Source organism: Blautia sp. An249, assembly GCF_002159835.1.
Taxonomy (GTDB): domain Bacteria; phylum Bacillota; class Clostridia; order Lachnospirales; family Lachnospiraceae; genus Blautia_A; species Blautia_A avistercoris.
Map to the genome: position 1 here is coordinate 19,506 of NZ_NFJL01000025.1, position 25,556 is coordinate 45,061.

General features: G+C 45.9%; 23 protein-coding genes. 11 read left to right on the forward strand and 12 right to left on the reverse strand.

The genetic code is table 11. The annotated features are described in order from the left end of the window. The first annotated feature begins 243 nt into the window (after window positions 1-243). The 9 genes from B5F53_RS17175 (at window position 244) to B5F53_RS17215 (ending at window position 8,833) form a co-directional block, all read left to right on the forward strand. Window positions 244-555 (forward strand): hypothetical protein, encoded by a 312-nt coding sequence (locus B5F53_RS17175; RefSeq protein ID WP_087226092.1) that lies wholly within the window; start codon window positions 244-246, stop codon window positions 553-555. Between the two features lie 64 nt (window positions 556-619). After that, a complete protein-coding gene (locus B5F53_RS17180; RefSeq protein ID WP_087226095.1) occupies window positions 620-1,666 on the forward strand; it encodes a V0D/AC39 family V-type ATPase subunit in 1,047 nt (348 codons plus the stop codon). Window positions 1,667-1,683: 17 nt separating this feature from the next. Next, window positions 1,684-3,615 (forward strand): V-type ATP synthase subunit I, encoded by a 1,932-nt coding sequence (locus B5F53_RS17185; protein WP_087226098.1) that lies wholly within the window; start codon window positions 1,684-1,686, stop codon window positions 3,613-3,615. A gap of 37 nt (window positions 3,616-3,652) precedes the next feature. Next, window positions 3,653-4,087: an ATP synthase subunit C gene (locus tag B5F53_RS17190; RefSeq protein ID WP_087226101.1), complete on the forward strand. Its 435-nt coding sequence runs from the start codon at window positions 3,653-3,655 to the stop codon at window positions 4,085-4,087. 12 nt (window positions 4,088-4,099) lie between these two features. Next, window positions 4,100-4,408: a V-type ATP synthase subunit F gene (locus B5F53_RS17195; protein WP_087226104.1), complete on the forward strand. Its 309-nt coding sequence runs from the start codon at window positions 4,100-4,102 to the stop codon at window positions 4,406-4,408. A gap of 49 nt (window positions 4,409-4,457) precedes the next feature. Further along, window positions 4,458-5,045, forward strand: coding sequence for a V-type ATP synthase subunit E (locus B5F53_RS17200; protein ID WP_087226107.1), 588 nt, complete (start codon window positions 4,458-4,460; stop codon window positions 5,043-5,045). Further along, on the forward strand, window positions 5,038-6,804 hold the full coding sequence (locus B5F53_RS17205; protein ID WP_087226110.1) for a V-type ATP synthase subunit A: 1,767 nt from the start codon (window positions 5,038-5,040) through the stop codon (window positions 6,802-6,804). Before B5F53_RS17200 ends, B5F53_RS17205 begins: the two co-directional genes overlap by 8 nt. Window positions 6,805-6,818: 14 nt before the next feature. Next, a complete protein-coding gene (locus B5F53_RS17210) occupies window positions 6,819-8,201 on the forward strand; it encodes a V-type ATP synthase subunit B (protein ID WP_087226113.1) in 1,383 nt (460 codons plus the stop codon). Between the two features lie 11 nt (window positions 8,202-8,212). Next, window positions 8,213-8,833: a V-type ATP synthase subunit D gene (locus B5F53_RS17215; protein WP_087226116.1), complete on the forward strand. Its 621-nt coding sequence runs from the start codon at window positions 8,213-8,215 to the stop codon at window positions 8,831-8,833. A gap of 345 nt (window positions 8,834-9,178) precedes the next feature. Here the strand turns inward: B5F53_RS17215 and trxB are convergent, their stop codons facing one another. Next, on the reverse strand, window positions 9,179-10,135 hold the full coding sequence (trxB, locus tag B5F53_RS17220) for a thioredoxin-disulfide reductase (RefSeq protein WP_087226119.1): 957 nt from the start codon (window positions 10,133-10,135) through the stop codon (window positions 9,179-9,181). Between the two features lie 98 nt (window positions 10,136-10,233). On the opposite strand from trxB, the gene B5F53_RS17225 reads away from it, so the two are divergent. Beyond that, window positions 10,234-11,985, forward strand: coding sequence for a DUF885 domain-containing protein (locus B5F53_RS17225; RefSeq protein ID WP_087226122.1), 1,752 nt, complete (start codon window positions 10,234-10,236; stop codon window positions 11,983-11,985). Between the two features lie 43 nt (window positions 11,986-12,028). Here the strand turns inward: B5F53_RS17225 and glmS are convergent, their stop codons facing one another. From glmS to B5F53_RS17260, 7 genes are all read right to left on the reverse strand, one after another. After that, window positions 12,029-13,867 carry a glutamine--fructose-6-phosphate transaminase (isomerizing) gene (gene glmS, locus B5F53_RS17230; protein WP_087226125.1) on the reverse strand — a complete coding sequence of 613 codons (1,839 nt, stop codon included), beginning with the start codon at window positions 13,865-13,867 and terminating at the stop codon, window positions 12,029-12,031. A gap of 1 nt (window position 13,868) precedes the next feature. After that, on the reverse strand, window positions 13,869-14,432 hold the full coding sequence (locus tag B5F53_RS17235; protein ID WP_087226128.1) for a VanZ family protein: 564 nt from the start codon (window positions 14,430-14,432) through the stop codon (window positions 13,869-13,871). Between the two features lie 150 nt (window positions 14,433-14,582). Then, a complete protein-coding gene (locus B5F53_RS17240; RefSeq protein WP_087226131.1) occupies window positions 14,583-15,548 on the reverse strand; it encodes a D-2-hydroxyacid dehydrogenase in 966 nt (321 codons plus the stop codon). Between the two features lie 42 nt (window positions 15,549-15,590). Continuing rightward, window positions 15,591-16,547, reverse strand: a complete 957-nt coding sequence (locus B5F53_RS17245; protein WP_087226134.1) for a biotin-dependent carboxyltransferase family protein — start codon at window positions 16,545-16,547, stop codon at window positions 15,591-15,593. Between the two features lie 28 nt (window positions 16,548-16,575). Continuing rightward, a complete protein-coding gene (gene pxpB / locus B5F53_RS17250; RefSeq protein ID WP_087226137.1) occupies window positions 16,576-17,295 on the reverse strand; it encodes a 5-oxoprolinase subunit PxpB in 720 nt (239 codons plus the stop codon). A gap of 128 nt (window positions 17,296-17,423) precedes the next feature. After that, a complete protein-coding gene (locus tag B5F53_RS17255) occupies window positions 17,424-18,695 on the reverse strand; it encodes a Glu/Leu/Phe/Val family dehydrogenase (RefSeq protein ID WP_087226174.1) in 1,272 nt (423 codons plus the stop codon). A gap of 53 nt (window positions 18,696-18,748) precedes the next feature. Continuing rightward, window positions 18,749-19,429 carry an RraA family protein gene (locus B5F53_RS17260; protein WP_087226176.1) on the reverse strand — a complete coding sequence of 227 codons (681 nt, stop codon included), beginning with the start codon at window positions 19,427-19,429 and terminating at the stop codon, window positions 18,749-18,751. A 122-nt stretch (window positions 19,430-19,551) separates the two neighbouring features. Here B5F53_RS17260 and B5F53_RS17265 point away from each other — a divergent pair, with 122 nt between their 5' ends. Next, the gene (locus B5F53_RS17265; RefSeq protein WP_087226140.1) at window positions 19,552-20,475 is read left to right on the forward strand and encodes a LysR family transcriptional regulator; all 924 of its coding nucleotides are present in this window, start codon (window positions 19,552-19,554) and stop codon (window positions 20,473-20,475) included. A gap of 187 nt (window positions 20,476-20,662) precedes the next feature. Here the strand turns inward: B5F53_RS17265 and B5F53_RS17270 are convergent, their stop codons facing one another. The 4 genes from B5F53_RS17270 to B5F53_RS17285 all read right to left on the reverse strand — a co-directional run bounded on the left by B5F53_RS17270 (window position 20,663) and on the right by B5F53_RS17285 (window position 25,515). Beyond that, window positions 20,663-21,688 carry an Abi family protein gene (locus B5F53_RS17270; RefSeq protein ID WP_087226143.1) on the reverse strand — a complete coding sequence of 342 codons (1,026 nt, stop codon included), beginning with the start codon at window positions 21,686-21,688 and terminating at the stop codon, window positions 20,663-20,665. Window positions 21,689-21,886: 198 nt separating this feature from the next. After that, window positions 21,887-23,065 (reverse strand): pyridoxal phosphate-dependent aminotransferase, encoded by a 1,179-nt coding sequence (locus tag B5F53_RS17275; RefSeq protein WP_087226145.1) that lies wholly within the window; start codon window positions 23,063-23,065, stop codon window positions 21,887-21,889. 149 nt (window positions 23,066-23,214) lie between these two features. Next, the gene (locus B5F53_RS17280; protein WP_087226148.1) at window positions 23,215-24,567 is read right to left on the reverse strand and encodes a dicarboxylate/amino acid:cation symporter; all 1,353 of its coding nucleotides are present in this window, start codon (window positions 24,565-24,567) and stop codon (window positions 23,215-23,217) included. A gap of 192 nt (window positions 24,568-24,759) precedes the next feature. Continuing rightward, a complete protein-coding gene (locus B5F53_RS17285; RefSeq protein WP_087226151.1) occupies window positions 24,760-25,515 on the reverse strand; it encodes a LamB/YcsF family protein in 756 nt (251 codons plus the stop codon). Window positions 25,516-25,556 lie beyond the last annotated feature (41 nt).

Genomic DNA, 25,556 nt, shown 5'->3' on the forward strand with positions numbered 1-25,556 from the left:
GGTGCTATTGTTTCATATCTGTCTCCTCTTTGTCAATCCTCCCCTGTAAAATCCATCGTTCTGGTTTAAATTTATATAATTTACTATACAATTTTCTCCAATCTTCCACATTTTCTCCATTTTTTCACAGATTCTTCCACAATTCTTTAAGTAATCTCTCTACTTTTTTGTAAATTTTCTATTTTCAATTGGTAATTTTCAATGAAAAGGTGTATGATAGATACAAAAACAAGGAGGGTGGAAATGGAACAAATAATTAAAAAATTAGCAGAAATTGAAACAGCAGCCGGCCATATCATGGACGATGCTGAGCGCAGAAAACATGCACTCTCTGAAGAAATGGAAAAACAATGCCGGGAATTCGATTCTGCTCTGGAAGAAGAAACTGCTCAGAAAATCGAACAAATTAAGAAACAGCTTCTTCAGGACAAAGAAACGCATCTTCAGAAGCTGCGTAAGGAAACCCAGGAACACAATGACCAGATTGATTCCTACTACAGGCAGAATCATCAGCGGCTTGCCAGAGAGCTTTTTGAAGAAATACTTCACTCGTAAGTTTTCAATCCTGCAGACGGCAGCCCTGACTGTCTGCAAATTTATGATACAAGGAAGTGACATCATGGGAAATATGCTCTCCTACAGCGGAATTTCCACAAAAATCCGGGCAATGCAGAGCAAATTAATCAACGAACAGCAGTTGGCTGAAATTGCTCAGCTTACCAGTGTCCCCCAGGTGGTTTCTTATTTAAAGAAAACCCCGCAATACGGAGCCGTATGGTCCAATGTAGATGAAAACGCGCTGCACCGGGGGGAGATTGAAGTCATGCTGAAAAAAACAATCTTCCAAAATTTCAGCCAAATCTACTCCTTTGCAGATAAAGAACAGCGGAAATTTCTGATGCTTTATTCCAAGCGTTATGAAATCCGGGTTTTAAAGGAGCTGTTGGCAAATATTTTTGATCACAGAGATACGCCCCGTATCAATCTGGAACCCTACCGGGATTTTTTCCGGCACCATTCCAGACTGGATCTGGATCTTCTGACGGCCTCCGCCACTATGGAGGAGCTGATTTCATCCCTGAAGGGAAATGAGTTCTACCGTCCCCTTTCCATGATACAGGAGCACGAGAATCCTCTGGTATTTGACTACGGGATGGCTCTCGATCTCTACTATTTTAATCAGATTTGGAAGATGAAGGACAAGCTGTTTGCCAAACTGGATTTAAAAGAGCTTACTAAAGCTTACGGGGTCAAATTCGATTTGCTGAACCTGCAGTTTATCCAGCGTTCCAAACAGTACTTCCAGATAAATCCGGCAGATATTTATGCTCTGCTGATCCCTGTAAATTACAAATTAAAAAAAGAAGAGGTTCAGACACTTACGGAAGCCTCCTCAATGGATGAATTTTACCAGATACTGGATAAAACTTATTATGGAAGGCGTTATAAACAGCAGATGAAGGAAAACACCCTGGAGGAATTCTACATTTATCTGCTGCGTTCCACCTTAGAGAAATCAACCAGAACCCACCCCTACTGTGCGGCCGTTCTGTACTCCTATCTCTACCATAAAGAACATGAAGTAAACCGCCTTACCATAGCAATAGAATGCATCCGCTACGGAATTGATCCTGCGGATACTTTACGTTATGTTCTCAAAAACTGATACCCGGAGGTAATAACGTGATAGAAAAAATGAAATTTATAAGCATAACCGGTCCCAAAGCGGATATTGACAGAGTGGTTTCCAAATATCTTTCCAAATATGAAATCCATCTGGAAAATGCCCTGTCCGAGCTGACTTCGGTGCAGAATCTGACCCCTTATATTGAAATTAATCCTTATAAGGAGTCTCTGCAGACAATTACCGGTTTTTATGAGGAGCTGGAACCCGGCAGCCAATCTTCGGTTCCGGAAATTCCACTGGAAAAGGCCCTGGAATTTACAGCAAACCTGAAAGAAGAAATGTCTCAGAAAAGCCTGAAGCAGAAAAACCTGGAAGATCTTCAGAATTCCCTTACAGAATCTCTGAAAATTATCCAGCCCTTTCACTCCATGGATTTTCCGCTCTCTTCCCTATTGCACTTTCAATTCGTAAGCTGCCACTTTGGAAGAATTGAGAAAACCTACTACGAGAAACTGAAAAAATATATTTACGACGATCTGGACACGGTGTTCTGTAAATGTGACGACGATGGCCAGTACGTATGGGGAATCTATTTTTCACCCCGTTCCCAGATGGATAAAATCGACGCTGTTTACGCCTCCATGCATTTTGAACAGATGGAAATCCCCGACAATTATCCGGGTACAGTAAAAGAGGCTTATGAAGCCCTGACCCGGAAATTAAAAGACATCCAGACTGACCTGGAAGAAATCCGGGCGGGGCGTACCAGACGGCTGGAGGAACTGCGGGAAGAAATCCTGGGTTCCAAAGAGGCTCTGGAACTGCTCTCCGCCAGCTTCGACGTACGAAGGCTGGCAGCCTGCACCGATAACCGCCGGGACACTTTCTATATCCTGTGCGGCTGGATGTCCGACCGGGATACTCAGAAATTCCAGAAAGAAATCATGGATGACGACCAGATTTTCTGCATTGTGGAAGATTACAGTGTCTATAAGGAAAAGCAGCCGCCCACCAAGCTTCGCAATCCCCGGATCATCCGGCCTTTCGAAATGTATGTAAAAATGTACGGCCTGCCTTCCTATGGGGAATTTGATCCCACCTGGTTCGTGGCCCTTACCTATTCCCTGATCTTTGGAACCATGTTCGGAGATGTGGGACAGGGACTGTGTCTGGTTGTGGGAGGCGCTCTTTTGTACCGTTTCAGGAAAATGACCCTGGCTGCCATTATCAGTATGGCAGGTATTTTCTCTACCATTTTCGGATTCCTGTACGGAAGCTTCTTCGGTTTTGAAGAATTACTGCCCGCCATCTGGCTCAAGCCGAAAGAGGCCATGACCAGCCTTCCCTTTATCGGGCAGATGAATACGGTCTTCGTGGTGGCCATCGCCTTTGGAATGTTTCTGATTCTGGTTACGATCGTGTTTCACATTATCAACGCCATCCATTCCAAAGATCTGGAAAACATTCTGTTTGACCAGAACGCCATTGCAGGACTGGTTTTCTACGGCTCGCTGGTTGCAGTCATTGTCCTTTATATGACCGGTAAGAAACTGCCGGCGGCCGGCGTACTGGTGGTTATGTTTCTGATTCCTCTGCTTCTTATTATGCTGAAGGAACCCTTAACCCGGCTGGTACAAAAAAAGCAGCCTGCCATAGAAGGCAGCAAGCCTATGTTTTTTGTTCAGAGCTTCTTTGAATTATTTGAAGTTCTGCTGAGTTACTTTTCCAACACTCTGTCCTTCGTCCGTATGGGCGCTTTCGCAGTCAGCCACGCCGCCATGATGGAAGTGGTACTGATGCTGGCCGGGGCAGCCAATGGAGACTCCGTTAACTGGCTGGTCATTATCCTGGGAAACATCTTCGTCTGCGCTATGGAAGGATTGATTGTAGGCATCCAGGTTCTGCGTCTGGAATATTATGAGATGTTCAGCCGGTTCTATAAAGGAGACGGCAGAGAATTCAAACCATTCTTAAGAAAGAAAGCATAAAATAAAACTGCATTTAGAAATAAGGAGGCTTTTATCTATGAAAACAATCATTGAGATCACAACTGCAGCCGCATTAATTTTAAGTATCGTGGTTCCCTTTGGGGCATTCTTTGCCGGCGAAAAGAACAGGAAACGGTATAAAAAATCTCTGGCTGCCAACTGTTTCTGCTTTTTCGGCGCTCTTCTTCTGGGCACTATCGTGATGTTCGCAGGGACCGAGACTGCCGCCGCCGCTTCTGACGCTGCATCAAACGGGCTGGCCACAGGACTTGGTTATTTAGGCGCGGCTCTTGTTACCGGACTTTCCGGTATCGGCTCCGGTATCGCCGTTGCCAGCTCTGCAAGCGCAGCCCTGGGAGCTATCAGCGAAGACGGTTCCATCTTTGGTAAGTCTATGATCTTCGTAGCTATGGCAGAAGGTATCGCTCTGTACGGATTGATTATCTCATTTATGATCCTGGGTAAATTATAAGGAGTGACCCGCATGAAAATGTACCTTATCAGCGACAACATTGATACCTACACAGGTATGCGTCTGGCAGGAGTAGACGGGGTGGTGGTCCATGAACGGGAAGAACTAAAGGAAGCTCTTCAGAAAGCCATCTCTGATAAAGAAAACGGCATCATTCTTCTCACTGAGAAATTCGGACGGGAATTCCCGGAGATTGTGGACGATGTAAAACTCCGTCATAAAACACCTTTAATTATAGAAATTCCCGACCGGCACGGCACCGGAAGAAAGCCTGACTTCATTACCTCTTATGTCAATGAAGCCATCGGATTAAAATTATAGAGATGCAAAGACGCCTTTGCGCTGTGAATCACACAGAATGGAGGAAATTATGACAATCGAAGAAAAATTAGAGCATTTCTACGATGTATCTGTAAAAGAGGCCGAAAAAGAGGCACAGCAGCAGCTTGAAAAGCATCAGGAACATCTGGAGCAAATCCTCTGCGAACATAAAGAAATCAAACAAAAAGAAGCAGAACTTGCGGTTAAAACAGAGGCGGAAAACGCAAGACACGAAATTAACAAAGCCCTCTCTGCAGAACAGCTTACGATCAAACGAAACTGGACCCAGAAGCAGAATGAACTGAAGTCCCGGCTGTTTTCTGAAGTGCAGGAGCATCTGGACGCTTTCATGGCAACGCCTGCTTACGATGAATTTCTCTGTCAGAAGATCCTTGAGGCCAGAGAGTTTGCCCAGGACGATAAAATTCAGATTTATATCGGACTTCCCGACGCCCATAAAGCGAAATTTCTGGAGGAGAAAACAGGACTTCCCATTCAGGTCGCTCAAAAATCTTTCCGGGGCGGAATTAAAGCCGTTATCCCGGAAAAGAATATCCTGATTGATAATTCTTTCTCCAGCGCTTTTGAGGTTCTGAAGAAAGAATTCACCTTCGAGGGAGGTCTGAAACATGAATAGAACTGGAACAATCTATGGAATTAACGGACCGGTTATCTACTTAAAAGGCGATACCGGTTTTAAGATCTCAGAAATGGTTTATGTGGGAGAGCAGAAACTTGTGGGGGAAGTGATCGGCCTGAAAAAGGGGATGACTACCGTACAGGTTTTCGAGGAGACCACCGGTCTTCGTCCGGGAGAAACAGTTACCGCAACCGGCGACGCCATCTCCGTCCTGCTGGGCCCCGGAATCATCCATAACATTTTCGACGGAATCCAGAGACCTCTGGAAGAAATCGCAAAATCTTCCGGAAAATATATTTCCCGGGGCGTCAGTGTGGACTCCCTGGATACACAGAAAAAATGGAAGGTACACATTACGGCCAAACCGGGGGATCTGGTATCCGGCGGTACGATTTTCGCCGAAACCCAGGAGACCGCTTCCATCCTTCATAAATCCATGGTACCCCCGAATATGGAAGGAACCATTACCTGGACAGCCGGGGACGGAGAATATACCATTGTGGATACTATCGCCCTTCTGGAAAAAGCAGACGGTACGGAAGTCCCTCTGAAGCTGGCTCAGAAATGGCCCATCCGTATCCCCCGCCCCACCCATAAACGGTTCCCTGCCAGTGTTCCTCTGGTTACCGGACAGCGTATCCTGGATACCCTGTTTCCCATTGCCAAAGGCGGAACGGCAGCTGTTCCCGGCGGATTCGGTACCGGCAAAACCATGACCCAGCACCAGATTGCCAAATGGTCCGATGCAGATATTATTGTTTATATCGGCTGCGGAGAACGAGGCAACGAAATGACTCAGGTACTGGAAGATTTTAATAAACTGATTGACCCCAAATCCGGCAATCTGATGATGGATCGTACCACCTTAATCGCCAATACCTCCAATATGCCTGTAGCAGCCCGTGAGGCCTCCATTTATACAGGCGTTACCCTGGCAGAATACTACCGGGATATGGGCTACGATGTGGCAATTATGGCCGACTCCACCTCCCGTTGGGCAGAGGCTCTGCGTGAGTTGTCCGGACGTCTGGAAGAAATGCCTGCAGAAGAAGGTTTCCCCGCCTATCTGGCTTCCAAGCTGTCCGCCTTTTATGAGCGGGCAGGAATGATGCAGAACTTAAACGGAACGGAAGGTTCCGTCTCCATAATCGGCGCAGTTTCCCCCCAGGGGGGCGATTTCTCCGAACCTGTCACCCAGAATACCAAACGGTTCGTCCGCTGTTTCTGGGGGCTGGATAAATCCCTGGCCTACGCCCGTCACTTTCCGGCTATCCACTGGCTGACCAGTTACAGTGAATATCTGGAAGATTTAACCCCCTGGTACCGGGCCAATGTCTCTCCTCAGTTTGTCTCCCACCGGAATAAACTGGTAGCCTTATTAAATCAGGAGAGCTCCCTGATGGAAATTGTAAAACTGATCGGAAGCGATGTACTGCCCGACGACCAGAAACTGACCCTGGAAATCGCCCGGGTAATCCGGCTGGGCTTCCTGCAGCAAAATGCCTTCCATCCCGACGATACCTGTGTATCTCTGGAAAAGCAGTATCTGATGATGGATATTATCCTGTACCTGTATGAAAAATCCAGAGCTCTGATTAACCGGGGAATGCCTGTCTCCGTTTTAAAAGAGCAGAATATTTTTGAAAAAATCATTGCCATAAAATACGATGTTCCCAACAGTCAACTGGAAAAAATGGAAGACTATCGAAAAGCCATCGATGACTTCTATGAACATGTGCTGGAAATCAACGGTTAGGAGGAGAAGATTCTATGTCAATTGAATATCTTGGTCTTAGTGAAATAAACGGCCCTCTTGTGGTCTTAGAAGGAGTAAAGAATGCCTCTTTCGAAGAAATCGTGGAGTTCAGCATGGACGACGGCACAAAGAAGATCGGAAGAATTGTGGAAATTTACGAAGACAAAGCAGTGATTCAGGTCTTTGAAGGCACTGACAATATGTCTTTAAGCAATACTCATACCCGCCTTACCGGCCGTCCCATGGAAATCGGCCTGTCCGAAGAAATCCTGGGACGAACCTTTAACGGTATCGGCCAGCCCATTGACGGACTGGGGGATATTACCGCGGAGGTTCATCTGAATATCAACGGCCTTCCCCTGAATCCGGTTACCAGAGAATATCCCCGAAACTATATCAACACCGGAATTTCCGCCATTGACGGACTGACCACCCTGATCCGCGGACAAAAGCTGCCCATCTTTTCCGGCAATGGCCTTCCCCATGACAAACTGGCCGCCCAGATTGTTCAGCAGGCGTCTCTGGGGGCAGATTCCGATGAAAAATTCGCCATTGTCTTTGCCGCCATGGGCGTCAAGTACGATGTGGCAGAATTCTTCCGCCGTACCTTTGAAGAAAGCGGCGCTTCCGATCATGTGGTTATGTTTCTGAACCTGGCCAACGATCCGGTGGTAGAACGTCTGCTGACGCCCAAACTGGCTTTAACTGCCGCCGAATATCTGGCCTTTGAAAAGGAGATGCACATTCTGGTTATTTTAACAGATATTACCTCTTTTTGTGAAGCCATGCGTGAGGTTTCTTCTTCCAAAGGAGAAATCCCTTCCCGAAAGGGCTATCCCGGCTACTTATACAGCGAGCTGGCAACTCTTTACGAGCGGGCCGGCATTGTACACGGAAAGAACGGATCGGTCACTCAGATTCCCATTCTGACCATGCCAAACGACGACATTACCCATCCCATTCCGGACCTGACCGGATATATTACAGAAGGTCAGATTGTGCTGGATCGCCAGCTTCACGGCCAGGCTGTCTATCCTCCCATTAACGTCCTCCCCTCCCTGTCCCGTCTGATGAAAGACGGCATCGGCGAGGGCTTTACCCGGGAAGATCACCAGGATGTGGCCAACCAGCTTTTCTCCTGTTATGCAAAGGTAGGCGACGCACGTGCCCTGGCCTCCGTTATCGGGGAAGACGAACTTTCCCCTCTGGATAAACGTTATCTGGAGTTTGGAAAAGCCTTTGAAGAAGAATTCATCGGACAGACCGAAACGGAAAACCGAAGCATCCTGGAAACTCTGGACAGAGGATGGGAACTGCTGGGAATGCTGCCCAAAGAAGAACTGGATCGAATTGATACAAAGATTCTGGATAAGTATTATCACGTATCTCAACGCTAGGAGGTGGATAAATGGATCCGAATACCTTTCCCACCAAAGGAAATCTGATTCTGGCTAAAAACTCCCTGGCTCTGTCCCGTCAGGGATTTGAGCTGATGGATAAGAAACGAAACATTCTGATTCGGGAAATGATGGACCTGATCGATCAGGCAAAGGATATTCAGTCCCAGATTGATGAAACCTTCCGCACCGCCTATGCGGCCCTGCAGAAAGCCAACATGGAAATGGGCATCGCCTTTGTCCAGCAGGTTTCACACACCGTTCCCATTGAAACTTCCATCCGAATCAAAACCCGCAGCGTTATGGGGACAGAAATTCCCCTGGTGGAATACGACAGAGAAAGCAACTATCCCACGTATGCCTACTACAGCACCAAAGCCTCCCTGGACGAGGCCAAGGCCGCTTTCGAGCGGGTAAAAGAACTTTCTATCCGGCTCTCTATGATTGAAAACGCCGCCATCCGGCTGGCCACCAACATCAAGAAAACACAGAAACGGGCCAATGCCCTGAAAAATATCACCATCCCCAAATTTGAATCCCTTACCAAAGAGATTCAAAACGCTCTGGAAGAAAAAGAACGGGAAGAATTCACCCGTCTGAAAGTAATCAAGCGTATGAAACAGGGGGCTTAAAAAAAGGGGAATCCCAGATGTTTGTCTGCATCGGGAGTCCCCTTTTTTTCATAAATAATTTCAGAACAATTTCCTCTTATTATCTGACATCTTTTTGAATTTTTTCTTTTTCTGCTCATTCGTTTGAATATAAGAAAGTCAACCCTTTTTCGCGTTTTCTTTCCGTTTTTCTACGATTTATGACATCTATCCAAAACATTTGTTCCAAATTTTTTTATGTAAATCAGGTAATCCACATCCTTCTTCTGTGGATAATGTGGATAACTTGGTGTATAACTTCATTTTACAGGGTTTTTCATAGTTTTCCATGTGGATAACTTTATCCCCTTATCCCCCTAATTTGTACTAATTTTCTATACTATTTGTAGAAATTGTACAATCCTGTAAAAGATAGTCTGAAACGGAGGCAATCACTGCTGCACCATCGGCTGCCGCCGTCAGAATCTGGCGAACCCTCTTGGTCCGTATGTCCCCTGCCGCAAAGATTCCGGGGGCACTTGTTTTCCCGTCTTCCCCCGCCACAATATAGCCGTTCTCATCCAGATTTACCAGTCCCTGCGCAAGCTGGGTGTTGGGTTCCATCCCCACCGCCAGAAAGACGCCGTCCACTTTCTGTTCATACTCTCCCCTGCCCTGCTTACAGAGAACCAGTTTTTCCACCTGCTCTTCCCCTGTGATCCGGGAAACTGTGGTATTATAGAGCACCTCTATATTCTCTGCTTTCTCTAACGGTTCCCACAGAACCGGATCCGCACGCAGAGTCTCTCTTCTGTGAATCAGAAATACTTTTGCACACAGACGGGACAGAAACAGGGCTTCTTCCACAGCAGAATTTCCGCCTCCCACCACAGCCACTGTCCGGTCTTTAAAAAAGGCGCCGTCACAGGTGGCACAGTAAGATACTCCCATACCTGCCAGTTCTTCCTCCCCGGGAACTCCCAGATGGCGATGTCCTGCCCCGCAGGCGAAGAGCAAAGCCTTTCCCCGGAAGTTTCCCTTCTTCGTCCCTATCACTTTCTCCCCGGTTTGGGCATCGGTTTCAATGGAGGTTATCTTTGCCTGCGTAATTTCCAATCCCAGTGCATGGGCATGGTTTACAAAGGCTTCCGCCAGTTCATATCCGCTTATTTTCGGCATTCCCGGATAGTTATCCACCTGATCCGTACTGACAATCTGTCCTCCCCCTGTAAAATTCTTTTCCAGAATCAATGTCTTCAGTCTGGCTCTCCGGGCATAAATACCGGCTGTTAACCCTGCCGGCCCGGCTCCCAGGATAATCAAATCATATACCGTTTCCTTCATCTTCCTTGGGCCCCTTTCTCATTCTTTCTCCCATCATAGCATAGGATTTCCCTTTTTCCAATAAAATAGTAAGGATAGAGCCACTGGAAAGGAATGCCATGTCTGTAAAAGCAAGAATAAAGAACGCCCCCAGGCCTCTGCTGATTACCGGAATCCTCTTTGTGCTTCTGTGCCTGGGATTAAGCGGAGGCTGGCTGTCCGCTCATGTATTTTCAGAAGATGCAAAGTTTGAGAAATTCGCGGATCAGATTTTTCTGGAAGAGGTTTCTTCCAATACTCTGAATCTCCACTATTCCCTGGCAAATCCGGAAGAATACGGAATTGAACTCTCCCCTGTCACCCTGGGATATATCACTACAGAGGATATGCCCGCCGCCTCCAGGCAGTGGGCCCAATACGAACAGCAGCTAAAAGAATTTGACTATGACCGGCTCTCTGAGGATAACCGCCTGACTCTGGATATGCTTCTTTTATATTACAATACCAGGCAGTCTCTGGGCAGCAGCTTCCTTCTGGAAGAACCCCTCAGCCCCAGCCTGGGTATCCAGGCCCAGCTCCCGGTTCTGCTGGCGGAATATACCTTTTACGACACCGGGGATATTTCCGACTACTTATCCCTCTTAAACTGCGTTCCCGATTATTTTCAGAGCATCCTGGAATTTGAACAGGAAAAATCTCAGGCCGGCTGCTTCATGAGCGACGCCACCTTAGAACGGATTCTGGAACAGTGCCAGTCTTTCGTTCAGGATCCCTCCTATATGACGGAAGTCTTTGCAGAAAAGCTGGAGAAATTTTCTTCCCTGAAAAAAAAGGACAGAGAAGAACTCCTTGAGAAACATGAAGAAATCCTGGAAAACCGCATGGTACCTGCCTATCAGAACCTTATGGCCGGTCTGAAGGCTCTTGAAGGAACCGGGAAGAATCCGGGCGGTCTGGCCAATTTCCCCGGCGGAACTTCCTACTACCAATACCTGCTGAAAAGCGATGTGGGAGTCTACGCCTCCGTCCCTGTTATTGAAAAAAGACTCTATCAGCAATTAATGGCCGATTACCAGGAGATGGGCGCCCTCTTAAAAGAAAATCCCGCCCTTCTGAAAGATCTTCACAGCGACAAAGACATTCCCGGGGATTCTCCGGAAAATACCCTGGGGGCCTTAAGCAGGCTCTGTCAGGAAGATTTTCCCGCTCTCCCCGCCGCCTCTTATGAAGTAAAGTATGTTCACGAGGCTCTGGAAGATTTTCTGAGCCCGGCCTTCTATCTGACGCCTCCCATCGACACCCGCGCGCCAAATACCATCTACATCAACAACGCCAGCCGCTCCACCAATCTGGAATTATTTACCACCCTGGCCCACGAAGGCTTTCCCGGACATTTATACCAGAATCAGTACTTCAGCCTGCAAAAACCGGAGAATATCCGCTATCTGATTACCTCCGGAGGTTATATTGAAGGCTGGGCGACCTACATTGAATCTTACGCTTACGGATATGCAGAAATCGATTCCGACTATTCCAGAGCTGTCTGGTTAAACCGTTCCATCAACCTCTGCCTCTATTCCATTTTAGATGTGGGGATTCACTACCGGGGATGGACCCGGGAACAGACGGCCTCCTTCCTTTCCGCCTTCGGAATCACCAAAGATTCGGCCATCGAGGAGCTTTATCTGTACATTGTGGAAACACCGGCCAATTATCTCAAGTATTATCTGGGCTATTTGTATTTCCAGGATATAAAGACAAAAGCACAGGAGCTGCAGGGGGATTCCTTCCAGTTAAAAGAATTCCATAAGAAAGTTCTGGAAATCGGCCCCGTTCCCTTTCCTGTGCTGGAAAAATATGTGTTAGAATAAAAAAATGGCAGGCGTGTAAAAGAGGCCTGCCATTTCCATTTCTTTATTCTACTGTTACTGATTTGGCCAGGTTCCTTGGCTTATCCACATCCAGTCCCTTGGCCACCGATACGTAATAACCCAGAAGCTGCAGGGGAATCACCGCTAAAGAAGTGGTGAAATGTGCATCCGTCTTGGGGATATACGTTACAAAATCCGCCGTATCTTCAATATTGTAATTTCCATAGGTGGTCAGCCCCATTAAATAAGCGCCCCGGCTCTTACACTCTACCAGGTTGCTGACCGTCTTCTCATAGAGTTCCTGCTGGGTTAAAACACCAATTACCAGGATTCCGTCCTCGATGAGGCTGATGGTACCGTGTTTTAATTCTCCGGCTGCATAGGCCTCGGAATGGATATAACTGATCTCCTTCATCTTCAGACTTCCTTCCAGGGAGATGGCATAGTCAATCCCTCTTCCAATGAAGAAAACATCCTTGGAAGCGGCCTGTTTGGAAGCAAACCACTGGATTCTTTCCTTATCTTCAATCACTCTGCTGATTTTATCCGGCAGGCTTTCCAGCTCGCCAATCAGCTCCTCATAATATTCTTCCGTAATCTCTCCTCTTGCCCTTCCAAATGCCGCAGCAAGGACGTAGCAGGCAATTAACTGGGTGCTGTAGGCCTTGGTGGTTGCTACGGCAATCTCCGGCCCTGCCAGGGTATAAAATACCTTGTCTGCCTCTCTGGCAATGGAGGATCCTACCACGTTGACAATGGCCAGAGTCTGGATTCCTCTGCTTTTTGCCTCTCTTAAGGCAGCCAGACTGTCGGCAGTCTCTCCGGACTGGCTGATGACAATCACCAGGGTATCTTTTTCCAGAAGTGGTTTCCGGTAACGGAATTCGGAGGCCAGTTCTACCCGGACCGGCACCTTGGCCAAATCCTCAAATACATACTGAGCCGTTACAGCCACATGATAGGCAGAACCGCAGGCTACCATGCAGATTCTGCGGATATTGTTTATTTCTTCTTCTGTAATTCCCACTTCGGACAAATCAATCCTGCCCTCTTTTATTACAGAGTTCAGGGTATCGGATACTGCTTTGGGCTGCTCATGAATTTCCTTCATCATGAAATGCTCGTATCCGGCTTTCTCCGCCGCCTCTGCATCCCATTTGATTTCCTTTAACTCCTTCTGGATTTCGTCTCCGTCCAGATTATAAAAAGTGATTTCTCCCTTTTTCAGGCAGCCAATTTCCATGTTGCCAATATAATATACGTTTCTGGTGTATTTCAAAATAGCCGGCACGTCAGAAGCCAGATAGGATTCTCCGTTTTCCACACCCAGAATCATCGGGCTGTCTTTTCTGGCCACATAGATTTCTCCCGGATAATCTTGGAACATCACAGCCAGCGCATAGGAACCACGAATCCGCACCATAGCATGATTAATGGCGTCTACCGGAGTTCCCAGGTATTTCTTCTTATAATAATCGATCAGTTTTACCGCCACTTCCGTATCTGTATTAGAATAAAACTGGTACCCCTTTTTTAATAATTTATCTTTCAGTTCCTGATAGTTCTCGATAATCCCGTTGTGAACTGCCACAACCGTATGATCTTCGCTGTAATGGGGATGAGCGTTGGCTTCTGAAGGTTCCCCGTGAGTTGCCCAACGGGTATGGCCGATTCCACAGTTGCCAAGCAATGACTGTCCGCCATTGGTCTTTTCTGCTAACACTTTCAGACGCCCTTTCGCCTTTACCACTTCAATCTTTCCGTCATCGCTGCGGACTGCCAGACCGGCTGAATCATATCCGCGGTATTCCAGTTTCGACAGACCATCCAGCAAAATGGGGGCAGCCTGCTGATTTCCTATAAACCCTACGATTCCACACATTTTAATCCCTACTTTCTTTTCTTTTTCTGCCGCACCGGGCTATCCAGCTCAGCACCCGGTTCATGATCATGCATCCCGCCATACTCCCAATGGCATTGTGAATCATATCGTCCCATTCAAATAACCCTCTGTGAAAAATCAACTGACACAATTCAATTATTAAGGATACCAGAAAACCGGCGGCTAGTCCATAGCGCACTTTCAGCTTTCGGTTCCCTGTGACCGGAAGTAACATTCCAAAGGGCAATAATAACATCATATTTAAAATATTTTCTTTTAATGCCTCCCGGCTCTGTTCCCGTATCACCTTTTCCCAGGACCAGAAAAGCTGAAGCTGATAGGTTGCCTCTTCTGTGGAATTCCTGGTGAACACTGTGGAGGCAAATACAATTCCCAGATAAAGAACCACAAAACAGACAGCAGCCGCCTGAGAGCCCCGTATCCGTTTCCTTTGCCATAATACATAAGCCCTGCCTGCCAGAAACAGGAAAATCACCGAGAAACACAGAATTTCAAGGCGCGACCAGGGACGATTGTGCAACTTAATAATTTCATACAATTCCATACTACTGCGCTGGTTACTCTCCGATTTCTATCTCTTTCATTTTTACATGGTAATACTTTCTATATTTCATGTCAATGGACATAAATTACGGGCGGTACCAAAAATTCCGGGAATTTTCCGGTACCGCCCGCTTTTATTATCTTAAAGGAATCAGCCGTTTACACAGTTAACTGTTTTTCCGTCCATAAAGGAACGGATATTTTCTACTGTAATGTCCATAATTCTCTGGCGGGAAGCCTGTGCCGCCCAGGAGATATGAGGGGTAATAAAGCAGTTTTTGGCTTTCAGCAGAGGATTGTCGCCTTTAATGGGCTCTGTGGAAACCACATCAAGTCCTGCTGCATATACCTTGCCGCTGTTTAAAGCATCTGCCAGATCCTGTTCCACTACAAGCTGTCCGCGGCTGTTGTTAATCAGGATCACGCCGTCTTTCATCTTCGCGATATTTTCTTTATTGATAATTCCTTCTGTTTCCGGGAAGAGCGGGCAGTGAAGGAAAATCACATCAGAGCGTGCAAACAGATCGTCCAGGCTCACATACTCAGCCAGTTTTCTTCCGGACTCGCTTTCATAAGCGTCGTAGGCAATTACTTTCATATCCAGCGCATTTAACAGTTTCGCTGTGGCCTGTCCGATTCTTCCCAGTCCGATAATTCCCGCTGTCTTTCCGTACAGCTCAATCATAGGATAGTCCCAGTAACACCAGTCATCATTATTTTCCCATTTTCCCTCTTTGACTGTCTGGTCGTGATGTCCGTAGTGGGAACAGATTTCCAGAAGCAGGCCAAGGGCATACTGACCTACAATCTGGGTTCCGTAAGTAGGAACATTAACCACCGGGATTCCTTTCTCTTTGGCATAGGTATAGTCCACAACGTTATATCCTGTGGCAAGTACTGCTATCAGTTTCAGATTCTCACATTTGTCAATGGTCTCTTTTGAAATGGGAGTTTTATTAATTACAGCAACCTCTGCATCTCCGATACGTTCTGCAATCAGAGGAGATTCTGTATAGGAAGTTCTGTCATATACGGTCAGTTCTCCCAGCTCTTTCAGTGCATCCCAGCTTAAATCTCCCGGATTTTCTGTGTATCCGTCTAAAACTACAATCTTCATATTCTCTCACCTTTCTGTTTTTATTTTCTTTTCCGTTTCTATCTAAAGGGCTTCCTGCCCGTTTAGTTTCTCATCCAGTTCCAGCATCTTATTGCGTTCCCTGATATACAGGCTCTGAGCCAGTTCCAGGCTGACCTGTATGAACCGCACCTTCTGTCCCGGCCTGCTCTGGGCAATCTTCGGCAGATCCACAGAGATCACGGTTCCGATTTTCGCATACCCGCCTGTACTCTGACGATCCGCCAGCATGATGATCGGTTTTCCGTTTGCAGGAACCTGAATACTTCCCAGAGAAATTCCGTCTGTGTTAATATTTCCATCCCCTTTGTGTTCAATGGGTTCCCGTTCAATCCGGCATCCCATCCGATCAAATTCATCGGTGATGACCCCACTGTTCCAGAAGAAACTGCGGATTCCCCTCTCCGTAAATTCATCGTCCTGGGGTCCGAGAACCACACGCAGCACCACCTCGTCTGCAGGATATATGTCTGCAGGAACTTTTCTGTTTTCCATATTGGACAGCTCTGTTTTCGGAGCCGTAAAGGCAATGGTATCGCCCTTTTCCAGTTTCCGTCCTTTTACTCCGCCCAGGTTATTTCTCAGCAGGGTGGATTTGCTTCCCATAACTTCCGGAATTTCCAGTCCTCCGGCAAAGGCTATATATCCGCGGCAGCCGTTTCTGGCTCCGCCAAACTGCAGCTTCTGTCCTTTCCGGACGAGAACCGCCTGATACATCGGCATGGGCTGTCCGTCTAACATAGGCATTAAATCGCCGCCTGTCACTGCTATTATATTATCACAGGTAAAGGTAAGTGTCGGCCCCATAAATGTCATTTCCAGCGCGCCTTCTGTCATTTTGTTTCCCACCAGAAGATTGGCAATATGAAACGCATGACTGTCCATTGCTCCGGAAGTAGACACTCCGTAAGCCTGATAGCCAAATCTTCCTTCATCCTGAACGGTTGTCAGGATTCCTCCATTTTCAACACTTATTCCCATATCATGCCCTCCGTTCTTTTGCCGGTTCCTACCGTGTGTACGTTTTCACCTGGTAGGTTCCGTTTTCTACTTCTCTGCGAATCTGTGTATACTCTGCTTTCGTAATCGGCACATACCTTACCCATTCTCCTGCATTCAGAAGGAAGGGGTCTTCTTTTTCATAGTTGCAGATGTCCAGAGGCGTACTGCCGATAATATTCCATCCGCATGGCTGTTTAAACGGGATCAAATCTGACAGATTCTGCTGAACAACAACGGAACGCTCCGGAATGCTTACACGGGGGGACTCTCTTCTCTTAAATCCAAAAGGTTCTTCAAATCTGGCCATATAAGGGTGACCGGGAGCAAAACCAAGCATATAGACATAGTATTCATGCTGAGAATGTTTGCGGATGATTTCCTCCACACTGGTCTGTTCCAGTTGGGCACAGTATTCCAGATCCGGACCTGTCTCTCCGCCGTACAGAACAGGAACCTCTTTGATAATCTTTTTCTGTTCCCTGGGCCCGCGCAGATTTTCCAGCCGTTTCTTAAGCTCCTGAACCAATTGGTCGTAAAGCAGGATTTCCGGCCGGTAATGTACAATCAGGGAACAGTACGTCGGAACGCATTCCACCACTCCTTCAATGGGCTCTTCCTTTAGTTTATCTTCCAACATACGGACCTTCGCATTGATTTCCAGGCAGATTTCTTTTCCGAATTCCACAGATACAGCTCTGTCTCCTGCTATTAGAAATTTTACATCCACAATATTCCCTCCCTTTCTTTTAACACAAGAAGGCCTGTCCTTACCCGATAACAGACCTTCCTGCTCTATGTGCTGATTTTACGTTTTCCTTTTTGTATGGCAGCCTGCGGGGCTTTTCCCTGTCTGGTTTATGCCATGGAAATCGGACCGCCTCTGAGTTTTCCTGCTGTGGTGATTCGGTTTATGGCTACCATATAGGCGCCCATCCGCATGGTGCTGTCCTTCTCTTTGCTCATTGTTCTTACGTCATTATAAGCTTTCAGCATAACTTTTTTCAGCATCTGGTTTACTTCATCCAGTTCCCACGCCATGCTCTGGATATTCTGCACCCACTCGAAGTAAGATACAACCACGCCTCCGGCATTCGCAAGAATGTCCGGAACAACCAGGATACCTCTTTCTTCCAGAATCTTGTCCGCCTCTACGGTTGTCGGGCCGTTTGCCGCTTCTACAACAATTTTCGCCTTTATGTCTCCGGCATTCTCTTCTGTAATCTGATTTTCCAGGGCAGCGGGAATCAGTACGGTGCAGTCGCAGGTCAGCAGTTCCTCGTTGGTGATATGTTCTGCTCCCTCTCCGTTATAATCTTTCAGGCAGTTCTTTCTGTCAGAAAGGAATTCTCTGATTTCCGGAATATTTAAACCGTCTTTCTTCATCACCGCGCCTGACCAGTCGCTGACAGCAATTACCTTTTTTCCTTCTTCATACAGAATAGCCGCCGCTGTTCCGCCTACATTTCCAATTCCCTGGATGGCGTAGGTCTGTTCTTTCGGATCCAGTCCTTCATCTTCCAGACATTTTTCTGCAATAATCGTAACACCCCGGCCGGTTGCTTCCGCCCTTCCGATGGAGCCGCCGATCTCAATGGGTTTTCCCGTAACTACTCCGGGAACGCTGTGTCCTTTAAACATACTGTAGGTATCCATGATCCATCCCATTACTTCGCCATTTGTATTCACATCCGGCGCCGGTATATCCTGATCCGGTCCGATAAGGGGAAGAATTCTGGTTGTATATCTTCTGGTCAGACGGATTAACTCATCTTTGGAAAGTTTCCGCGGATCCACTTTGATTCCGCCTTTTGCTCCGCCATAGGGGATATTGGCAACCGCACATTTGAATGACATCCATGCTGCCAGAGCTTTCACCTCATCCGGGTTCGCGTTCTGGTGGTAACGGATTCCTCCCTTATAGGGGCCTCTGGCGCTGTTATGCTGCACCCGGTATCCCTCAAATACTTTTAAAGTTCCATCGTCCATCCGAACCGGTATCGATACCGTAAGTTCTCTTTCCGGATACTTTAACGTTTCATACTCATCCTGTTTCAGTCCCAGCTTGTCTGCTGCCTGTTCCAGCACGGCAATCATATTTTCATAAGGATTATAGGCCTTTGTTTCCATACAGATTCCTCCATTCACCTGCAAACAATCTTCCTGCTTGTTCTTTTATTTACTTAATCAACAAATTCAAATCCTACTTCTTCCAGTTTGGAATCTACCCAGGAACGGGGCCATTCTCCCCGGCTGAGGATTCCTTCCATCTGTTTTTCTTCTCCTTCATGGTAAGCTTTTGCTTTCTCTGCCAGCTCCTTTGCAAATTCCGGTCTTACGGCAATCAGTCCGTCAGAGTCGCCCACAATGATGTCTCCCGGGTTAATGATAATTCCTGCGAAAGATACCGGGAAATTCATCTCTCCGGGGCCGTTTTTGTACGGTCCGTTGGGTGTTACGCCCTTTGCGTAAACCGGGAAATCCATCTGGCTTAATGTGTAGCTGTCGCGGACACATCCGTCAATAATGATTCCTGCCAGTCCTCTTGCCTTCGCATAACTGCTCATAATTTCCCCACACAGGGATCTGCTAATGCTGCCTTTATTGGCAAGAACAATTACATCACCCGGCTGAGCCATATCCAGGGCTTTGTGGAATAATAAATTATCCCCTGCCGGAGCGTTTACTGTAAAAGCAGTTCCCAGCAGACGTGCTTTGGGATTCAGCGGATAAATACTTGCATCCACTGCCGCGATCCTTCCACAGTTGTCGTCTATATTGGCCACCGGAATCCCGCGGAAGGCTTCTACTAACTCTTTTGCCGGTCTTTCAAAATTTCTTCTAATTCTGCATCCTACTGCCATATCCAAAACCTCTTTTCTTTTTTCTGTTTTTATCATAGCATAGAAGTAAATAATTGAAAAACGAATAATTTCTCTGTATAATATAGATATATTTTATATTATCTGCATGAAAGGAGGCCCCTATGAACCTGTCCGAAATCGAAACTTTTCTGACCATTGTAAACACCAAAAGCATTACCCGGACTGCCGAGCTGCTTTTTTTAGCCCAGCCAACCGTAAGCCACAGACTGACCGCACTGGAAAACGAACTGGGCTTTCCTCTTGTGATTCGAAATAAAGGCCATAAACAGATTGAACTTACACCCAAGGGAAGAGATTTCATTATCATTGCCGAACGCTGGCTCTCCCTCTGGAAAGAAACCATGGAGCTGGGCCGCAATCAGGAAACCTATCTTCTGACCATCGGCTGCACAGACAGCCTGAATATTGCCGTATTTGCACCGCTTTATGAGAAACTTCTGGAATCACCCCGCCTTGACTTAAGTATCCAGTCCCACCACTCTTCGGAACTGTATAATCTGCTTGCGGAACACAACATCGACATTGGCTTTGTCTACCACAAGCTTCATTACAAAAATATTATTACCGAGAAAATTTTCCAGGAGAAACTTTATCTCATTCAGACGGATCCTCCGGCGATTCCCTCCGGAAAAGTACATACGGATGAGCTGGATCCCGCACTGGAAATCTTTTTAAGCTGGGATGATAATTTTCAGATCTGGCATGACCGCTGGCTCTCCGTCGTCTCCCGTCCTCACGTTTCAACGGATACCATCCTTTTATCAAACCGTCTCTGGAAAAAGCCCGGAAACTGGATGATTGCGCCCATTTCTGTGATTCTGGAGCTGGCTTCTTACCGGCCTCTGTATGTAAGCGAGCTGAAAAATCCGCCGCCGGACAGAATCTGCTATAAGATTACCCACCGGTACCCTAAAATCACTAACCGCACGGCAGTGGAAATGTTTGAAAACAGTCTGGAAGAATACTTAAAAGACCTGCCCCTGCAGCTATCCCCGGGCCAGGTTCTGGGAAATGAAGGAAAGTAACTATCAGAAAAAAGGAACCGGATGCCCTGAGATGGATTCATTCAGGCATCCGGTTTTTCTATTTCATACTCTTAAAAAATTTAAAAGGAGAACCAGACGCATCCGATTCTCCCAAGTACGCTCCGTAGAAACGCACCGCAATTCACATTTATAGTATACAAAAACCCGATTAAAAATGCAAGATTTTTCACTTGGAAACAAATTTTTTTAAGTTACTAATTTTTATATTACTATCTGTATGAATAATTTGATTAAAAATACTTGTTGGAATAGATATTCTTAATTTATCAACAATATCTTCATATCCCAATATACTCCGTTTCATTTCTGTTTTTGATACGTGCAGTAATTTTAATTGATAAATTATAAGCACCAGGTAATCCGTAATTGTTCCAAATGTAAGCCCTTTAACACCAGTCGCATTAGAAATAGCGTTTCCTACTTGCTTATCAATTTTTCCGGTTCGGAAACGTGTATCAAAAATAACATCATTATGCGCAATCGCATTCCTGAGATCTTTCGTAGCATAAATGAGTCGCTGCGGCATTAAGGCATTTGTATCATCGGAAGGACGAATTCCCAACTTTTTCGAAATATCCATTCTGCAATTTTGATTCAGACAGGAAACAAAATGACCAAATTCCCCTAAACTTATGAGTTCAAAAATAGCCCAAATAGGAAGATTCCTATCGTTGCGAAAATAATGATCTGCAATTTTATTCCCACTACCATAGGCATCTGTTTGAACTTTATAAATTCGATTGCGTAATTCCAATCTCCGTTTTAATTCGCGTTTAAATTTATCTTCGGCTTTCTGCCGTTCAAATGTATTTTTATATATTTTCCCTTTAGTAGAAAACATTTTATAATTATCCAATAACTGATTGTAAATATCTATAAAATTTTCCGAATTGGTAGAAGACACCAAAATGTCAAGAACGTAATTTTTTACAGCTGTTTCAATCAACATCACACTTGGATAAAACAAGGATTTTAACTGAGAATCGAAGTCATACACCGAAACTACTTCTTCAAACTTCGTATATGCCACTTTTTTGGAAGGAGTATTTATGTACCGATACCCTTTATATCCATGATAATATCCTATATTCATTAATTTACGCTTTTGAGCCGAGCCGGAAATAGCAATTCCTTTTTGGTCTCTCAAGTAGCGCATGAGACTATCTGTACTTTTGGGATGCAGGGCTGTCATATGAAAACCTCCTGTCTAATAGTAAATTAAGTATATAATAAAACGTAATTTCGGTAAAGTTAGAAATGTTGGAATATAGAACAATATGGAATACTTTCCTATGATATAAAAACAGACGTATGCCACAGGTAGTTCAATGCAAAATGCATTGATTCGAGCGGGATACGTCTGTCTGTTTTCATTTATTCTTCTATTTTTTTATTTCTTTAATTCTGCAATTGCCGTTTTCATTCTGGCCGCTGCTTCCTGCAGCTCTTCGTAACTGCATGCATAAGAGATTCTCAGATAACCCTCTCCTTCACTTCCGAAGGCGGATCCGGGCACCAGGGCAATTTTCGCATGTTCCAGAAGATATTCTGCCACTTCCATGGAACTCATGCCCAGGCTCTTTACATTCACAAAGATATAGAAGGCTCCCTGTGGATTGTTGCAGCTGATTCCGTCAATCTCATTTAAGGCTTTCACCATGTAATCTTTCCGTCTCTGATATTCCTGTCTCATTGCTTCCACATCATCCGCACAGTCTTTCAGAGCTGTAACTGCCGCATCCTGCACAAAGGAAGAAGCACAGGTAATGGTATACTGGTGTACTCTGACGCAGGCCTGAATCACTTCTTTCGGCGCGCACATGTAACCCAGTCTCCAGCCCGTCATGGAATAGGCTTTTGAGAAACCGCCCAGAGTGATGGTTCTCTCTTTCATTCCCGGCAGGGAAGCCACACTTACGTGTTTCGTTCCGTCATATACTAACTGGGAATAGATTTCATCTGCAACCACAAGCAGATCGTGTTTCACAGCGATTTCACTCAGCTTCTCCAGAGTTTCCTTTGAAAATACGCCGCCGGTGGGATTGCTGGGATTTACAACCACAATCATCTTTGTCCTCTCTGTCAGTTTGGACTCCAGCTCTGCAAAATCAATCTGATAGTCATTGGCTTCTTTCAGACTGTAGGTCACAGGCGTTGCTCCCAGGGAAGACGGAACATGAATATAGTTCAGCCATACCGGATTGGGAACAAGAACCTCGTCCCCTTCCTGAAGAAACGCAGCCATAGAAGCATACGTAGCCTCTCCTACACCTACTGTAACAAGCACTTCCTCTGCTTCATACTCTGTGCCGTGGTGCTCATTTTCCCACTGGGCAATCTCTTTTCTGAGAGCCGGTGTACCATAATTTGAGGTATAAAATACATGGCCTGCTTTCAGGCTCTCATAGGCAGCATCCTTAATCTTCTGAGGTGTGTCGAAATCAGGACGTCCGATTTCCAGATGAATCACCTTTTCGCCTGCCTGCTGCATCTTAGTCGCTTTTTCCATTACCGCACGAATACCTGAAAATGGAAGGCTCTCCATTCTTTTCGCTGTTTTATACTCCATCCGTTTTCCTCCTGAAATCCCGGATAACAACCTGCAGTTTTGTCTGCCGTTGTCTCCTGAAATGATATTTATTCTGAGAAAATCGTATCATCGGCTTAACCGAAAGTCAATTTCAGAATTTGTATGTATAATATTCATACTTTTTATATTTAACGGTTATACATCTCTTTGTCCAGTTCTTTTTCCTTGGCATTTACGATTACGTTTACAGTTGCATCGCCAATAACATTCAGAGGCAGCAGAGCCATCTCTACCGGACGGTTAATAGCTACAACCAGGGCATATGCGATCATGCAGGCATCGGAAGTCCATCCCATTCCTGAGAGAATGGTAACAATCAAAGTGGTACCTGCAATCGGGATTGCCGGGCATCCCATTGCCGCACAGATGGAGAGGAAGGCTACTACAGCCAGGTTTGCAGGAGTAACATCAATGCCGGCGCTTGTTGCAATAAAGGTTGCAGCAAACATATGCATAACCGTTGTTCCGTTCATATTAATGGTCATACCAGTAGGAAGTACAAAGCTTGTAATTTCCTCGCTGCATCCCAGTTCATTAATACAGGTTCTTGTATTCAGAGGAAGACATGCTGCGGAAGAGTTTGTGGAAAATCCGAAGACACCTACCTTGGCAATCTTCTTAATAAACTGAATAGGGTTCAGTCTTGTGGTCAGCCAGATACCGATAGGATAAATGGTTACAACCAGGATAAACAGTGTAATCATAGCAGATACGATATATGCTGCTGCCGGAGCCAGATATTCTGTTCCGTAAATCGCAAAGGTTCTGGAAATCAGACAGAAGATAGCCACAGGACCTACTTTGTTAATTAAAAAGGTCAGATAGAACTGAATAACTTCATTTACGCTCTCCAGTACTTTTTTCAGAGGCTCTGTCTTCTCTCCCAGTGCATTCATGCAAAGTCCGATAATAATCGCAACTACAACGACTGCCAGAATGCTGTTATTGCTGCTGAATGCAGATGCGATATTGGACGGTACGGCTTCTACAACCGTAGCCAACGGGTTAAATGCGTCCAGAGTCGCTGCGTCAGTTACCGCTTCGCTTGGCAGGGTTACATTAAAGAATCCAAGAGATTTTACTCCATAGGCAACCAAACCTCCGAAGAAAGCTCCTACTACATAGAATAAGAAGAAGCCGATCAGCGTTCTTCCTGCAATTCTTCCCAGTTTAGAAGAGCTGGAAATACTGCACATCGCAAGGCTTAAGGATACCAGTACCAGCGGTACAATAGCAAGCTGCAGACCCCTCATAAAAATTTGGCCGATAATGTAGAACAGACCTAATGCGCTGACTCCGTCTGCGGCCGTAATGTCCTGGAACAACAGCTTATTAATCACATTCCAGACTTCCTCATTGCCGGATGCAACCAGTTGTTCCCTCAGAAGAAGAAATGCAATACCGATGACCAGACCGCTTACCAGGGCGATCATCATGTTTCTTACAACTGATGATTTCTTTTTCGTTGTCTCTTTGCTCATTTTTTTCCTTCCTTTCCTTCTCTTTATTATTATTTGAGAGAGTGTATTATAATTGATTATCTGAATGCAAAGCTTCCGCTTCGCTATTTCAGCCTTAAAAAATACCGGACAGATCAACGCGCAGCTCCTTTGCTGTTTTAAATCTCCGTTGATTTATCCGGCAATTAATTCTATGTACTATGATGCTCTTTTTTATAAATGTCTGATCTCAATTCCTTCTTCTGTAAATCTCTCACGAATCTTCTTTACAAAAGCCAGGGCTTTGGGGCCGTCTCCATGTACACAAAGGGTATCGCCTTTAATATCCAGTTCTTTTCCGTTAATGGAAGTAACTTTGCCCTCTTTGATCATTCTGACGCAGCGTTCAATTGCAATTTCCTCGTCTGTAATCATAGAGCCTTCCATCTTTCTCGGAACCAGAGAAAGGTCATCCATATAAGCCCGGTCTGCAAAAATTTCTGATGCAGTCCGGAGTCCTTTACTTTCTGCGATCTCTCCCAGAACTGCTCCGGCACAGTAATACACAATCAGATCCTTATCGTATTCGCAAATAGCCTCGCAGATAGCAGTTGAAATATCTTCATCATACTGGCAGGCATTGCCCATCGCTCCGTGAGGAGCCACATGCTGAAGTTTCATTCCATAGCTCTGGGTAAATGCGGCCAAAGCTCCAATCTGGTATCTGACATAATTTTTCACCTCATCATGGGACAAAACCATCTTCCTGCGTCCGAATCCCAGCAAATCCGGATACCCCGGGTGCGCTCCCACCATTACGCCTCTTTCTTTGGCCATCCGAACCACTTTGTCCATAACCATCGGATCTCCTGCATGCCATCCGCAGGCTACATTGGCTGTGGTTACATACTGAATAATGTCCTCATCTCCGCCAAGTTTGTAAGCTCCAAAGCTTTCCCCCATGTCGCTGTTCAGATCAATGCTGTACATTCTGCTATCTTCCCCTTTCCTAATGAATTTGTGTACGGTCA